The sequence below is a fragment of the Streptomyces sp. NPDC102514 genome, assembly GCF_055584525.1.
In genome coordinates this window covers 372,202-385,511 of sequence record NZ_JBVJLW010000001.1, presented here as the reverse complement: position 1 = coordinate 385,511, position 13,310 = coordinate 372,202, and the positions used below count along the sequence as shown (strand labels likewise).

Below are 13,310 nucleotides of genomic sequence, written 5' to 3'. Positions count from 1 at the left end.
CCCTCCCTTCGGCTCCAGTTGCGTCGGGAAGAGGCGACATCTGCGGGTAAAGTTGTGCCGGTGCTTGGGCAATAGGCACGCGTCCTCCATGAACCTCACCGTCGAAACGTGCGGTTCATGCGAGTCCTCCGTCGCGCCCAAGCTGCTGTAAGGAAGACCGCTCCGTGAGACAGGAACCCCCTCACCCACGCCCCCGGAACACCCCTGGTTCCGCCGCCGTACCGGAGACGGTCACGCCGGGACCGGTGGCACCGGAACCGGGTGAGACGGCGGCGCAGCGCAATCGGCGTCTGGCACACATCGGTGTCGCCCACGCGCAGCGGGTGCTGACCGGCCGTTACCGCCTCGTCTCGCAGCAGGAGGCGTTCGAGCTGCTGCGGCAGACCTCGCAGCAGTTCAACATCAAGCTGCACACGCTGGCCGATGCCGTACTGCACACCGCGGCACCCGACACGGACGCCGGACTGTGGTTCCCCAGACGCGCCCGCTACAGTCCGCCGCCGCTTCCGAACCTGGCGGTGGACGAGGCGAGCCGCACCAACCACGGGGTGGTGCTGAGGAACGCGATGCGGCGCGTGCTGCACATCACCGAGACCACCATGGGCAACGTACAGCTGTCGGAGCAGGGCATGCTGCGGTTGGAGAAACACACGGGGCTGAACCAGGAGTTCACCGATTTCTTCGCCTTTGTGGGGGATTCCACGACGTCCTGCGCGCAGTCCGCCGAACAGCGCCGGCAGGTCACGGTGAAGGACGTGGCGGTCGCGGACATCTTCGACGACGAGTCCCGGCACGCGATCTTGCAGGCAGGCAGCCGGGCCGCGCACAGCGTGCCGCTGGTCGGCCGCAAGGACCGGGTCGTGGGCATCATCTCAAGCCATCACGAACAGCCCCTCACCGACTTCTCCCGTGCGCAACTCGCCGCCCTGGAAGCCGTCGGCACACAAGTGGGTCGCTGGTTGCTCTGGCACCGGCACACCATGGTGCTGGACGCACTGGAACAGCTCCACGCCACCGCCACCGCTCAAGGTGTTCAGGGTGCGCGGGGTAGTGAGGGTGTTCAGCCGGACTGATCAGCCGGACTGACCCGCTGACCGTCCCCACAGTTCGCGAAGGGCGGCGTTGACGGTGGCGGGCTGCTGCGTGTGGGGGTAGTGGCCCGCCACCCGCAGCAGCCGGGCGCCCACACCATCGGCGACGGCCTCGGCACACACCATCAGTGGTTCACCCACATACGTGCGGTACAGCTCCGGCGCGTCCTCCCACGTCCCGCAGATCACCAGCTTCGGCCACGGGGCGGCCCGTACCGGTTCCAGCGGAACTCTCGCTTCCCATACGGGGCGTTCACGCATCGAGGTGGCCACGGCCCGCAGCCGCTGGGCCGTGGGTTCCGGCATCGCCAGCCCGATGCCCTCCGTCGAGGCCCGCAGAAACTGCTCCGGCGTGACGGGCTCCGGCGCACCGGCGCCCTCCCGCACCCTGCGCAACAGAGCCTCGACCACCGGATGACCGGAGGCCGCGGAGAACACTGAGGGCTGAATCAGAGCGAGGGAACGTACGAGATCGGGGCGGCGCGCGGCTGCGAGCACGGCGGCCAGACCGCCGTTGCCGTGACCCACCAGGTGCGCGCCGCCGGCCTGTCGCGCGAGCAGTTCCACCAGGTCGTCGGCATCGGTGTCGAAGTCACTGCGCTCGGTGCCGGGGCTGCCGCCGTAACCCCGACGGTCCACCAGCAGCAGGCGGTGACGGTCGGCCAACGGCCGCTGCGCCGCGAACCCGTACGTCTCGTCGCCGCCCCAGGTGAATATGTTGTGCACGAAGACCGCGGGTGCCCTTTCGCCGCCGCTCTTGTCTTCGCTCTCATCCCCGCTCTCGTGCCCTCCCTCGTCCCACACCGTCACATGCAGCACGGTCATCACCGGCCTCCGTCTCCCGGCCTGCGCGTCCTGGTCGCCGGCTCCTGGCCGCCGTCGCCCGCGGCTTCGGCGCGGCGCAACTCCTTGTAGCGTTCCCACAGTTCAGGTCGCGTGTCGTCCATGTACCAGGCGCGCAGGAAGAGTTCCAGGAAGGCACTCTCCGTCTCGTCGCCGCCGCGGCGGTAGACGTCGGGGTCCGACTCGACCCATGCGGCCACCGGCCGCCAGCCGTCCGGCTCCTCGGCCACGGTCACCCGGAAGACGGCGTTGCCGGTCCAACTGCGGTGCAGCGACAGCTGGTTGCCCTCCAGGTACGCGACCCACTTCTCCTCCATGGCCAGGGACCGCACTCCGTGCCGTACGCGCTGCCACTGCCCAGGCGTCCACACGAGCCGAGGCGCCGGGATGCTCTCGGGGCGCCGCAGCGGCGTCACTTCGTCGCCCAGTCCGGTGCGGGTGAGATCTTCGCCCAGGTCGTTTTCCGCCACCCACTCCGGCAGTGCTTCGCTCGCGGCGCGCCAAGCGGCCGGGATGCCCGCCGTGCCCACGCGCGCGGCGATGATCCCGCCGACGATCGCGCACGTGGTGTCCACGTCCCCGCCCACCGACGCGCACGCCCACAACGCCTCCTCGTAGTCGTCCAGGTGCCGGGCCGCGCACCAGAGGGCGAAGGGCACGGTGTCCGCCGCGCTCACCCGCCGACCGTTGCCCAGCCGATGCGCCGCGTACTCGGCATGTGGCTGGTCCAGCAGTTCCCGGGCCTCGGCGACACCCGCCCGGATCCGGCCCGCCGGGGTCAGTTCCTCCACCGTCGCCAGCAACCGGGCTCCGGTCACCGGGGACACCCGTCCGCGAGCCGCGCAGGCGGCGGCCACCGCGATCGCGACGGCTCCGGCCACGGCCTCCGGATGTGTGTGGGTCACCCGTGCCTGCCGGCCGGCCTGGGCCGCCGCCTCGGCCGGGTCCACGGCGAACCAGGCCCCCAGGGGCGCCACCCGCATCGCGGCCCCGTTGCCCCACGACCCCTGGCCGTCGAACAGGTCCGCGGCCAGCTCCTGCCACCTGCCGCCCTCCCGGACCAGCCGCAGCAGCCGGTTCATCGCCGGACCGTAGCCGCGGTCGAAGTCGTGCCGCCGGGCGAAACCCTGCGCGAGGTCGTACTGGTCCACGGCGCCCCGCAGGCGCAGCACCTCGAAGACCGAACAGGCCATTTCCGTGTCGTCCGTCCACGGCCACCGCGCTGCGGGCAACCTGCGCTCCCGCAGGCCGGGAAGATTTTCCGGTACGAAGAACTGGGCACCGAAGGCGTCACCGACCGCCAGCCCACGCAGGGCGTCACGGGCGGCGGAACGGTGGTCGGAGGGGCGGACGACGGCAGGGTGGGAGGCAGGCTCGACGGAGGGGAGATCGGTGGACATCTGCGTCATTCTGCCAAGTTCTCCGGCCGGCGCGGGAGGTTAATTTCCCGAAAACTCATCGGACGAGACGGTGAAAATCTTCGTGGTTGTCATTGACATGTCAGCGTCTACGCGCGTCATCATGTGGGCATGAGATTCCCCCCACGAATCACTCGCATCGGCGCCGCAGCCGCCGTTCTGTCCGCGCTTCTCGTCGGCGGCACCACGACCGCCAACGCCGCGGGCACGTCCGCCTCGGCAGTCGGCAGCATCTGCTACGGCAGTCTGCCGTCCCAGGCACACGACACGCTGGACCTGATCGAGCAGGGCGGTCCCTACCCCTACTCGCAGGACGGGAGCGTCTTCCAGAACCGGGAAGGCATCCTGCCCAGCCAGTCGACCGGCTATTACCACGAGTACACGGTGATCACGCCCGGCTCCTCCACGCGCGGTGCCCGTCGCATCGTCACCGGTGAGGAAGTCCGGGAGGACTACTACACGTCCGATCACTACGCCTCGTTCAAGCTGGTCAACTACAGCTGCTGACCGGCACGTTCAGGAACCCTCGCCCCGCGGACCCCCCACTTTTACCGGCCGCGGGGCGAGTGGCCGGGCCGCGTACGTGATGCGCACGACGCCGTCCGCGTGTCTCTCCGTCCCAGCCTGTACGCCGAAGACCTCGCGCAGCAGTTCCGGTGTCAGGACCTCAAGGACCGGGCCCGCCGCCACCACCGCCCCCTCGTGGAGCACGACGAGACGGTCGCAGAGCCGGGCGGCCAGGTCGAGGTCGTGCAGGACCGCCAGGGTGGTGACCCCCGTGCTGCGGATGAGGTCAAGGAGCTCGAACCGGGCGCGGATGTCCAGGTGGTTGGTGAGTTCGTCCAGGACCAGCAGGCGCGGCTGCTGGGCGAGTGCGCGGGCCAGCAGGACACGCTGGCGTTCACCGCCCGACAGGGTGGCGTAGTCCCGGTCCGCGAAGGGCCCGACCCCGCAGAGTTCGACCGCTTCGGCGACCGCCCGATGGTCGTCGATGCCGTCCCTGTCCATCAGACCGTGGTGGGGCGTCCGGCCAAGGGCGACGATCTCGGTCACGCTCAGGCCGGTCGTCGTGGCGGCGTCCTGCAGCACGGCCGCCGTTCGGCGGGCTGCCGTACGGGACGACAGTGCCCATACGTCGTCGCCGCCCACCCGGACCACTCCCCCGGCCGGCCGCAGTGAACGGTAGACCGTGCGCAACAGGGTGGACTTGCCACTGCCGTTGGGGCCCACGAGCCCGACGACGTCGCCCGGGGCGGCCTCCAGAGTCACATCGCGGAGGATGGGCCTGCGGTCCAGGGTGATGTGGAGTTGGTCCACGGTCAGTTTCATGCGCTGTCCAGTCCCTTGTCCCGGCGCAGCAGCCACAGGAAGAACGGGGCGCCGAGCAGGGCGGTGAGGATGCCGAGCGGCAGTTCGTTGGGGCGGGTGAGGGTGCGGGAGAGCAGGTCGACGGCCACGAGGTAGACGGCGCCGAGGAGTGCGGTCAGGGGCAGCAGTCTGCGGTGGTCGGCCCCCGTCGTGAGCCGGACCAGGTGAGGGATCATCAGGCCGACGAAGCCGACACCGCCCGCGACCGCGATGACGGTGCCCGTGAGCAGCGCGCTGATCACCAGCAGGACCGCGCGCAGCCGGTTGACGTCCACGCCGAGCGCGGTGGCGGACTCGTCACCGGCCAGCAGGGCATTGAGCCGCCGCCCGAACAGGGTGAGCAGGACGGTGCTCGCGAGGACCACCACGGTGACGGTGGGCAGTTGGTCCCACTGGGCGCCCGCGACACTGCCGAGCATCCAGAACATCACGGTACGCAGTTCGGTGGGGGTCGCCATCAGCTGGACGAAGCTGGTCATCGACAGGAGGACGTAACCGACCGCGACTCCGGCCAGTACGAGCCGGGTGGGGGCCAGTCGGCTCCTTCGCTGCCCGAGGGCGAAGACCAGGGCCCCGGCCGCCAGGGCGCCGACGAACGCCGCGCCGGACACCCCCAGTCCGGCCAGTCCGCCGAGCGCGGCGCCGCCGAGGGTGATGACCAGTACGGCGCCCAGCGAGGCCCCGTACGAGAAGCCCAGCACGACCGGGTCGGCGAGCGGGTTGGAGACCAGGGTCTGGAGGACCGCGCCCGCGACGGCGAGGCCCGCGCCGACCAGGGCGGCCAGGGCGACGCGGGGTGCTCTGAACGTCCAGACGATCTGGTCCAGCGCCGGGTCGCCGGTCGCTCCGCGGCCGGTGACGTGGTGCAGGAGGACCGACCAGACGTCGGTCAGCGGGATGTTCACCGCGCCGATGCTCACCGCCACCACCATGACGGCGACGAGGAGGACCAGCAGTCCGACGGTCGCGAGCGACAACCGCGCGCGGCCGGGGAGGGGCTTCAGAACGCGTCGGGGTGAAGCATCCCGGCGATCTTCGCGACGGCCAGGTCGTTGCTCGGGCCGAGGTACATCGAGTCCGACAGGGCCACGTACGTGTTGTTCTTCGCGGCCGGCCACTGGGGGAACTCCTTCAGCAGTTTCCTGGCGTAGGCCGCCGGGTTCGGGTCGTTGTAGCCGATGACGACGAGCGCGTCGACGTCGGTGGCGGCCACCTTCTCCTTGCTCAGGTCGGCGAAGGAGGTCTTGGAGGCCGACTCGAAGGCGTTGGTGCCGCCCGCCTCGGCGAGGATGTCGTTGTAGATGCCCTTGGCGACGACGGAGCTGAAGTCGTTCCCGCCCATGGCCATGTTGGAGAAGAGGACCATGACCTTGGGCCGCTTCTCGCCCTTCACCTTGGCGGCGACGCCGGCGATGTTCTTCTCGGACGCGGCGATCAGCTGCTCGGCCCGGTCGCTCCGGTCGAAGACCCTGCCCATGTCCCGCAGGAGGGTGTAGCTGTCCGCGATCGTCATCTTCGAGGTGTCCTGGTCGCAGCCCTGCGGGGAGACGTAGGTGTGGGCTCCCACGTCCTTGAGCTGGTCGCGGGTGGCGAAGCCGTTCTTCTCGTCGAAGCCGTAGGAGGTCGTGGACAGCACGAGGTCGGGGCGCAGGCCGATCATCGCCTCGCGCGGGACGTCGTAGGCGTCGTTGAGCTTGACGCCTCCGTCGGGCAGGCCCTTGATGGCCTCGGCCCGGCCGTCGACCTCCGACATTCCATAGCTCTGCTGGTTGGCGACGATGCTGTCGCCGAGGCCGAGGGCGAGCAGGGTGGACACCTCCGCCACCGAGGCGCCGTTCATGACGACCACCCGGCCGGGTGCCTCGGTGAACTTCTGGGTCGCCCCGCAGTTGTCGAGGGTCACCGGGTAGCCCGACTTCGCCGCGGCGGCTGATGCCTCGCCCGCGGCGCCTGTCGTGTCGTTCGCGTCGGCACAGGCCGTCGTGACCAGACAGAGGGCGCCGGCCAGGGCGACGGCGACCGGCCGTTTCTTCGACATGCGGGGCTCCTTGTTGCATGGGCGGCACGTGGGCGGTAGGTCAGCGGTGCGTGGGCCGTACGCAGGTGATTCGCCTGCGTACGGCGCTGTTGCAGTAGTCGGAGGAGGGGACTCCTGAGTTCCCGAAGGCCCGTGACTACTTCGCCGGTGGCGGCAGCATTCCGCTGGTGACGCAGTGGTCGAGATAGCGGAAGACGAGGTCCCGGTCGACGGGCGGGCACGTGATGCCGCTGCCGCGCAGACCGTTCCTCACGTTGTCGGAGCGGATGCGGCCCAGCCGGAGGTCGAGTCCGGCGGGTTCCGCGTCCCGGGAGTCGAAGAAGGCCAGCGTGGTCGCCGACGTGGAGGCCTCAGCGCCCGGAGCGTCGGCAGAGCGCGCCAGTTCGGTCCGCCAGCGGGCCGTCGTCATGCGGCGCAGCGGGTAGCCGTACTCCCCCAGCCAGTCGTAGAGGTCGCTCAGGCGTACCGGGGCGGTGGCCGCGTGCTGAAAGACCGTGGCGTTCGAGGGGCGTTGTACGAGGCTGAGGTGGACGAGGGCCTTGGCCACGTGGTCGACCGGTGTCCAGGTCTCCTCCTCGAACAGGTCGGGGACGATGCCCGCGGGCACTCCCGCGCGCAGCACGCTCCACAGGAAGTCCCGCTCGTTCACGTAACCGGTGGTGTACGGGCCGACGACCCGGCCGAGCCGGTGCACGGTGACGGGCAGACCTCTCTCGGCGGCCTGTTCCAGCAGGCGCTCCGACGCCCACTTCGACTGCTGGTAGCCGGAGCGGAGTCCGGCGTGGGGCGGGAGGAAGGCTTCCGGTACCTCGCGGCTGAGCGCGAGTGACGGGGCGACCGAGAGGGTCGACACATAGTGCAGCGGGGTCGAACGTGCCGCCGCCATGCGCAGGAGGTCCCTGGTCGACTCGGTGTTGGCGGCGCGGAGCGTGGCGTACTCGCGCAGGATGCTGACGGTCGCCGCGTTGTGGACGATCGCCCGGCAGGTACGGCCCAGTTCCGCGAAGTGCCGTTCTTCGAGGCCCAGTCGGGGGCGGGAGAGATCCGAGGGGATCGCGGTGATGCGTTGCAGTGCCTGGTCCGGAAGGTGGATCCGGTGGGCCTTCAGTGCCTCATGGACACGGGCGGTGGCCTCGGCGGGGGTCTGGGCCCGGACGGTACAGACCACCTCGGGATCGCCGACATCGGTCCTCGTGCCCGTGAGGAGTTCGGCCAGCAGGTGTACGCCGACGAAGCCGGTGGCACCGGTGAGGAGAATCCTGTCGGGTGCGTGTCCCGCCCGGGACCCGTCGCCGGGCCGGGGCCGGATGTCCGGGTCCAGGACGGTGTCCGCGAGCAGGCCGGCCGGCAGACCGGCAGCGACGGACGGCTGCCGCGCCCGTGCCTGCCGTTCGAGAAAACCCGCCAGCCCGGCGGGGGTCGGGTGCTGGAAGAGCCAGGCGACCTTCACCTCCCGGTGGAGTTCGGTACCCAGGCGGTTGGCGACCTGGATGGCCTGGAGGGACTGGGCGCCCAGATCGAACACGTCGTCCTGCGCGGCGAGGGTCGTGATGCCGAGCGCCCGCTGCCAGGCGTCGGCGACGGCCCGCTCCAACGGGCTGTCGGACGCGTCCTCGTACGCGACCGGCGTGCCGTCGGACGTGCCCGTCTGCGCTCCGGGGCGGGGCGCCATCCGTCCGAGCGCGTCCCGGTCGGTCTTCCCGGAGCCGGTACGAGGCATGTGGTCCAGGAACTCGACGGCCGAAGGGATCATCGCGGCGGGAAGGGTCGCCCGGAGGTGTGCCCTGAGCAGGGCCGTCGACGGAGGTGGGCCGTCCGGGACGACGAACGCGATCAGCCGCCGCGTCCCGTCCTCCAGTACCTGCCCGACCACGGCGGCGTCGCGGACGGCCGGGTGGGTGAGGAGCGCGTTCTCCACCTCGGCGGGGTGCACCCGGTGACCGCTGATCTTGAACTCCGCGTCCGAACGGCCCAGGTACCGCAGCCGGCCGTCGTCGCCGAGCCGTACCAGGTCGCCGGTGCGGTAGGCGCGGGGCGCTCCGGGGAGCCGGTCGAGCGGGGCGAAACGGGACGCGTCCGGTGGCCGGGCTCCTCGGTAGCCGAGCGCCAAGTTGGCTCCCAGGAGGTGGAGTTCACCGTCGACGACGGCGGCACGGGTGCCGGGGAGCGGCAGTCCGATGGGGACGTCTCCCGCGGGGAGGGATTCGTCGTGCAGGTCGGCGACGGTGGCGACCACGGTCGCCTCGGTCGGCCCGTAGGTGTTCAGCAGCCGCACCGAGGTGCCGACCGCCTTGCGCCAGCGGTCGACCCGTTCGGGCAGGGCGGCCTCTCCGCCGATCACGACGGTACGTATCCCGGCGGGCAGGACCGGGGGGTCGGCCGAGCCGGTCGACAGCGCGTGGGCCAGTTCGTGCCAGTAGGCGGTGGGCAGGTCGAGAAAGCTGATCCGCAGCCGTGCGCAGGCGTTCAGGAAGCCGGGGACCGAGTCGGTCATGTCGTCGTCGCGGACGACGAGCGTGGCGCCCCGGCACAGGGTGAGGAAGACCTCTTCGACGCTCGTGTCGAAGTGCAGGGGGGCGAACTGCAGGACTCGGTCGTCCTGTTGGAGGCCGTAGCGATGGGTGGCGCCGGCGACGAAGTGCGCGAGGGCGCGGTGGCCGATCTCCACGCCCTTGGGACGCCCGGTGGAGCCCGAGGTGTGCAGGACGTAGGCGAGGTCGTCCGGCGCGGGCGCCGGGGGTTGCCGGGCGCCGATCCCCTGGAGCTCCTGGGGCTGCTGGATCTTCTGAGGCTCCTGGGACTTCTGGGGCTCCTTCAGGACCGTTTCGGAGGTGAGGACGAGCGCGGGGCGTGCGTCGTCCAGCAGTTGCGCTCTGCGCGCCGGGGTCGCGGTCGGGTCGAGCGGGCAGTAGGCGGCTCCCGACAGCAGGACGCCGAGGACGGTGGTGACGGCCTCGATGCCGCGCGGCAGGACGACGGCCACCAGATCGCCGCGGCCGATCCCCCGCGCGGTCAGCCGGCGGGCCGTCTCCCGTGCGAAGTCGAGCAGTTGCGCGTAGGTGAGGGCTCGCCCGGCGCTCTCGACGGCGATGGATCCGCCGCGCTGGGAGGCGTGTTCGGCGATCAGGTCGAGGACCGGGCGGGCGGGGCCGGGCAGCGGACCTCCGTCCAGGACCTGGATGTCGGCGACGTCCGGCCGGGCACGCGTGCGCGCACCGAAGCCGCCGAGCGGCCCGTACGGAACGGCGATCGCCTTGTCGAGCAGCAGGAGCAGTTCCTCCTGGAACGCGACGACGTCCGCCTCGTCGTAGAGGTCGGGGTGGGCGTCCACCGCGATGCGCAGTCCCCCGCCCTCGGCGCGGTCGTACACGTTGACGGAGAGATCGTCGACCGGTCCGGCGGAGACGTTGTGGACGGTGCTGGGGTGTCCGGCGAAACGCAGGTCGTACGCGAAAGGCATGATGTTGACGCCCGGCCCTGACAATCGGCGCTGTCCGCCGACGAGCTTGAGGTCGCGCCGCAGTCGCTCGTAGCGGTAGCGCTGATGCGGCAGGCCCGCTCGCAGTTCGGCGGAGATCCGCACGGCCAGGTCACGCACGCTGTCGGACGCGGAGACGGCGACGCGCAGGGGCAGGATGTTGCGGACCATGCAGGGCACGCGCAGGGCGACGGAGCCGAGCCGGCCCATGGTGGGCAGGCTGAGGACGATCTCCGGTGCGCCGGTCGCGCGGTGCAGTTGTGCGGCCGTCACGGCCAGCAGGACCTCCGACCAGGTGACCTTCAGTTCGCGGGCGACCGTGCGCAGAGCCTGCGTACGGTCCGCGCCGAGGTCGACGACTCGACGGTGGAAGGTGCGTGCGGGCAGGGCCGTACGACCCGCCGGGGTGGCCACCGGCGGGCGGTCCGCGAACCGGCCCGTCCAGTACGCGCGGTCCTCGGCGAAGCGGGGCGACTCCCGGTAGGCGCGTTCCTCGTCCCGTACGGAGGCCAGGGTGCCGAAGCCGCTGTCCCCCGTCGGTTCGCCCTTCGTCAGGGCGGTGTAGACCTGGGCGACCCGGCGGGCGACCAGCGACAGGCCGAAGCCGTCGAGGGCGATGTGGTGCACACGGTGGTACCAGAGGTGTTCCTCCGGTGCGACGCGCAGCAGGGCGTGGCCGAAGAGCGGACCGTGTGCGAGGTCGACGGGGTGGGTCATGTCCGTGTCGATCCAGGCCAGGGCCGCCGCATACGGGTCGGGCTCGGCGGTGAGGTCGGCGGTGTGCAGCCGCCAGTCCCCGGCCGGCGTCTCCCGCTGCCGGGGCCGGCCGTCCGCGTCGACGACGAAGGAGACGTTCAGGGCGGGGGTCTCCGCGACGACCTGGTGCAGCGCGGAGTCGAGGACGTCCGGGTCCACCGGTCCGGTGATGTGCACGTACTCGGCCGTGTTGTACGCGGGGCTGTCCGCGTCCAGTTGCTGGCCGGTCCAGATGGCCTCCTGGGCGGCGAGCAGCGCGTGGCCGCCCGCCGTGCCGTCGTCATGCGCCGGCACGGTCCGCTCCCTCCTGACTGGTTTGGCGTGCCTGGCGTGCCTGGGATGCCTGGCGTGCCTGACCTGCGGAGAGCAGGTGCCACCACTGGGCGAACGAGGTGCACTCGGCGAGTTCGACGAAGTTCACGTCCACGCCGGTCTCGCGCCAGCGTTCGATGAGGGTGACGATGCGCAGGGAGTCGAGGCCCGCGAGGAGGGGGCTCTCTTCGAGGTCGACCTCGTCGGGCCGCTGGTACAGGAACTCCGCCAGGTCCGCGCGGAAACCGTCCAGGGTGAGGGGAGCAGGCATGTGGTCTCTCTCGTCGGCGCTCGGAACTTGGTCCTTGGCGCTTGGTACTTGGCGCTTGGTACTCGGCGCTCGGCACTTGGGCTGGGACGCGGTCAGTTGACCTTGCGGGCGGAGGCGCTCCAGAAACGGTCGCGCAGTTCCCGGCGCAGGATCTTGCCGCTCGGGTTGCGCGGAACGCTGTCGATCAGCTCGTAGCGGGCCGGCAGCTTGAAGCCCGCCAGCTGCGGGACGAGGAAGGTGTGCAGGTCGCGGGGTGTGGGCCGGTGCCCGGGGGCGGGGACGACGAAGGCGTGCACGTACTCGCCCCAGCGTGCGTCGGGGGCGCCGACGACGACGGCCTCGGCGACGCCGGGGTGGCCTTCCAGGACGTTCTCGATCTCGGCGGGGTAGACGTTCTCGCCGGCGACGAGAATGGCGTCCTTGATGCGGTCCCGGATGACGACGTATCCGTCCTCGTCGATGTATCCGGCGTCCCCGGTGTGGATCCAGCCGTCGACGAGGACTTCCGCGGTCTTCTCGGGCAGCCCCCAGTACTCGACCATGTGCGCGGGCGTGGCCAGGCAGACCTCTCCGACGGCGCCCGGGGGCAGTTCGCGCCTCTCGCCGTCGATCACCTTGCCGCGTACGCCCGGATAGGGGCGTCCGGCCGCCTGCATGAGGGAACTGCCGGGGACGTGGGCGGCCGGTGGCAGGCAGACCGCGGTGTTGCCGGTCTCGGTGAGGCCGTAGATCTGGGCGAACTCGCAGTTCACAACCGTGAGGCTCTCCTCCAGGAGCGCCTCGGAGATCGGGGAGCCGCCGTAGACGACCTTGCGCAGAGTGGTGAAGTCCCGTGCTCCGACGCCGGGTTCGCCGAGCATCATGCGGAGCATGGCGGGCACGACGCAGGCGGTGGTGATGCCGAGGTCCCGGATGAGGTCGACGGCCTCGCGGGCGTCGAAGGCGCGCAGCGCGACCACGGTCGTGCCCGCGTTGAAGTTCTGGGTGGCCCACCACAGACCGCCGACGTGGAATCCGGGGATACCGATCAGTGCGATGTCTCCGGTGCGCCAGTCGATCCAGTCCAGTCCCTCGCTCGCCAGGGCGTCCCGGATCGCGAAGAAGCTGCGGTGGGCGAGGACGACACCCTTGGGCAGTCCTGTGGTGCCGCTGGTGTACAGCTGGGCGACCGGGGTGTCGGGGGTGACGTGCGGAGCCGCACCGGTGTCCGGGCTGATGACTGGGTCGGTATCGGGGCTCGTGTCCGGGTCGGTATCGAGGTGGGCAGCCAGGTCGGTGTCCGGGTGGGGCGCCTTCCAGGCGGAGAAGCCGTCATTGAGCGCGACGATCGTCTCCGGAGGCGCACCCGGCATCCGCTCGACGGTCGGCCCGAACTCGGCTTCCAGGAACAGCAGTCGGGCGCCCGAGTCCTGGAGGATGTGGCTGACCTCGGGCGCGGCGAGCCGCCAGTTGACGGGGACGAGGACGGTGCCGCTCTTGGCGCACCCGAACAGCACCTCGTAGTAGCGCTCCGACTCCTTGCCGAGGTAGGCGACCCGGTCGCCCGGTCCGAGTCCGGCGGCCCGGAGGGCGTGGGCGATGCGATTGCTCTCGCTGTGCAGTTGCCCGTACGTCAGTGTGCGGCCCTCGCAGAGCACGGCGGGGGCGGTGGGCCGGTGCTCCGCGTGGAAGCTCGTCGTCTGGACGAGCGTCCGGAGCTGTGGGTGGTGGAGTCTGTCCGTGGTCATGCAGCTCT

General features: G+C 70.9%; 10 protein-coding genes. 2 read left to right on the top strand and 8 right to left on the bottom strand.

Going from position 1 to position 13,310, the window contains the following annotated elements; genetic code table 11:
• Positions 1-164 precede the first annotated feature (164 nt).
• Positions 165-1,073: a GAF and ANTAR domain-containing protein gene (locus ACZ60E_RS01735; protein ID WP_469436989.1), complete on the top strand. Its 909-nt coding sequence runs from the start codon at positions 165-167 to the stop codon at positions 1,071-1,073.
• Here ACZ60E_RS01735 and ACZ60E_RS01730 read toward each other — a convergent pair whose 3' ends face one another.
• Together ACZ60E_RS01730 and ACZ60E_RS01725 are read right to left on the bottom strand one after the other, a co-directional pair.
• Entirely contained in the window at positions 1,074-1,916 is an 843-nt protein-coding gene (locus ACZ60E_RS01730; RefSeq protein WP_469436987.1) for an alpha/beta fold hydrolase, read from the bottom strand. It abuts the gene before it with no gap.
• Positions 1,916-3,334: an ADP-ribosylglycohydrolase family protein gene (locus ACZ60E_RS01725; protein WP_469436985.1), complete on the bottom strand. Its 1,419-nt coding sequence runs from the start codon at positions 3,332-3,334 to the stop codon at positions 1,916-1,918. The genes ACZ60E_RS01730 and ACZ60E_RS01725 overlap by 1 nt, the downstream gene beginning before the upstream one ends.
• 129 nt (positions 3,335-3,463) lie before the next feature.
• Here ACZ60E_RS01725 and ACZ60E_RS01720 point away from each other — a divergent pair, with 129 nt between their 5' ends.
• Positions 3,464-3,859, top strand: coding sequence for a guanyl-specific ribonuclease (locus tag ACZ60E_RS01720; protein ID WP_384805357.1), 396 nt, complete (start codon positions 3,464-3,466; stop codon positions 3,857-3,859).
• Positions 3,860-3,868: 9 nt separating this feature from the next.
• Here the strand turns inward: ACZ60E_RS01720 and ACZ60E_RS01715 are convergent, their stop codons facing one another.
• The 6 genes from ACZ60E_RS01715 to ACZ60E_RS01690 form a co-directional block, all read right to left on the bottom strand.
• Complete coding sequence (locus tag ACZ60E_RS01715) at positions 3,869-4,681, bottom strand: ABC transporter ATP-binding protein (RefSeq protein WP_469436982.1); 813 nt, start codon at positions 4,679-4,681, stop codon at positions 3,869-3,871.
• On the bottom strand, positions 4,678-5,652 hold the full coding sequence (locus ACZ60E_RS01710; RefSeq protein ID WP_469438293.1) for a FecCD family ABC transporter permease: 975 nt from the start codon (positions 5,650-5,652) through the stop codon (positions 4,678-4,680). The genes ACZ60E_RS01715 and ACZ60E_RS01710 overlap by 4 nt, the downstream gene beginning before the upstream one ends.
• A 68-nt stretch (positions 5,653-5,720) precedes the next feature.
• Positions 5,721-6,758 carry an ABC transporter substrate-binding protein gene (locus ACZ60E_RS01705; protein ID WP_469436980.1) on the bottom strand — a complete coding sequence of 346 codons (1,038 nt, stop codon included), beginning with the start codon at positions 6,756-6,758 and terminating at the stop codon, positions 5,721-5,723.
• A 136-nt stretch (positions 6,759-6,894) separates the two neighbouring features.
• Complete coding sequence (locus ACZ60E_RS01700) at positions 6,895-11,286, bottom strand: amino acid adenylation domain-containing protein (RefSeq protein WP_469436978.1); 4,392 nt, start codon at positions 11,284-11,286, stop codon at positions 6,895-6,897.
• A complete protein-coding gene (locus tag ACZ60E_RS01695) occupies positions 11,273-11,575 on the bottom strand; it encodes a phosphopantetheine-binding protein (RefSeq protein ID WP_469436976.1) in 303 nt (100 codons plus the stop codon). Before ACZ60E_RS01695 ends, ACZ60E_RS01700 begins: the two co-directional genes overlap by 14 nt.
• Before the next feature lie 92 nt (positions 11,576-11,667).
• Positions 11,668-13,302, bottom strand: a complete 1,635-nt coding sequence (locus ACZ60E_RS01690) for a fatty acid--CoA ligase (protein WP_469436974.1) — start codon at positions 13,300-13,302, stop codon at positions 11,668-11,670.
• Positions 13,303-13,310 lie beyond the last annotated feature (8 nt).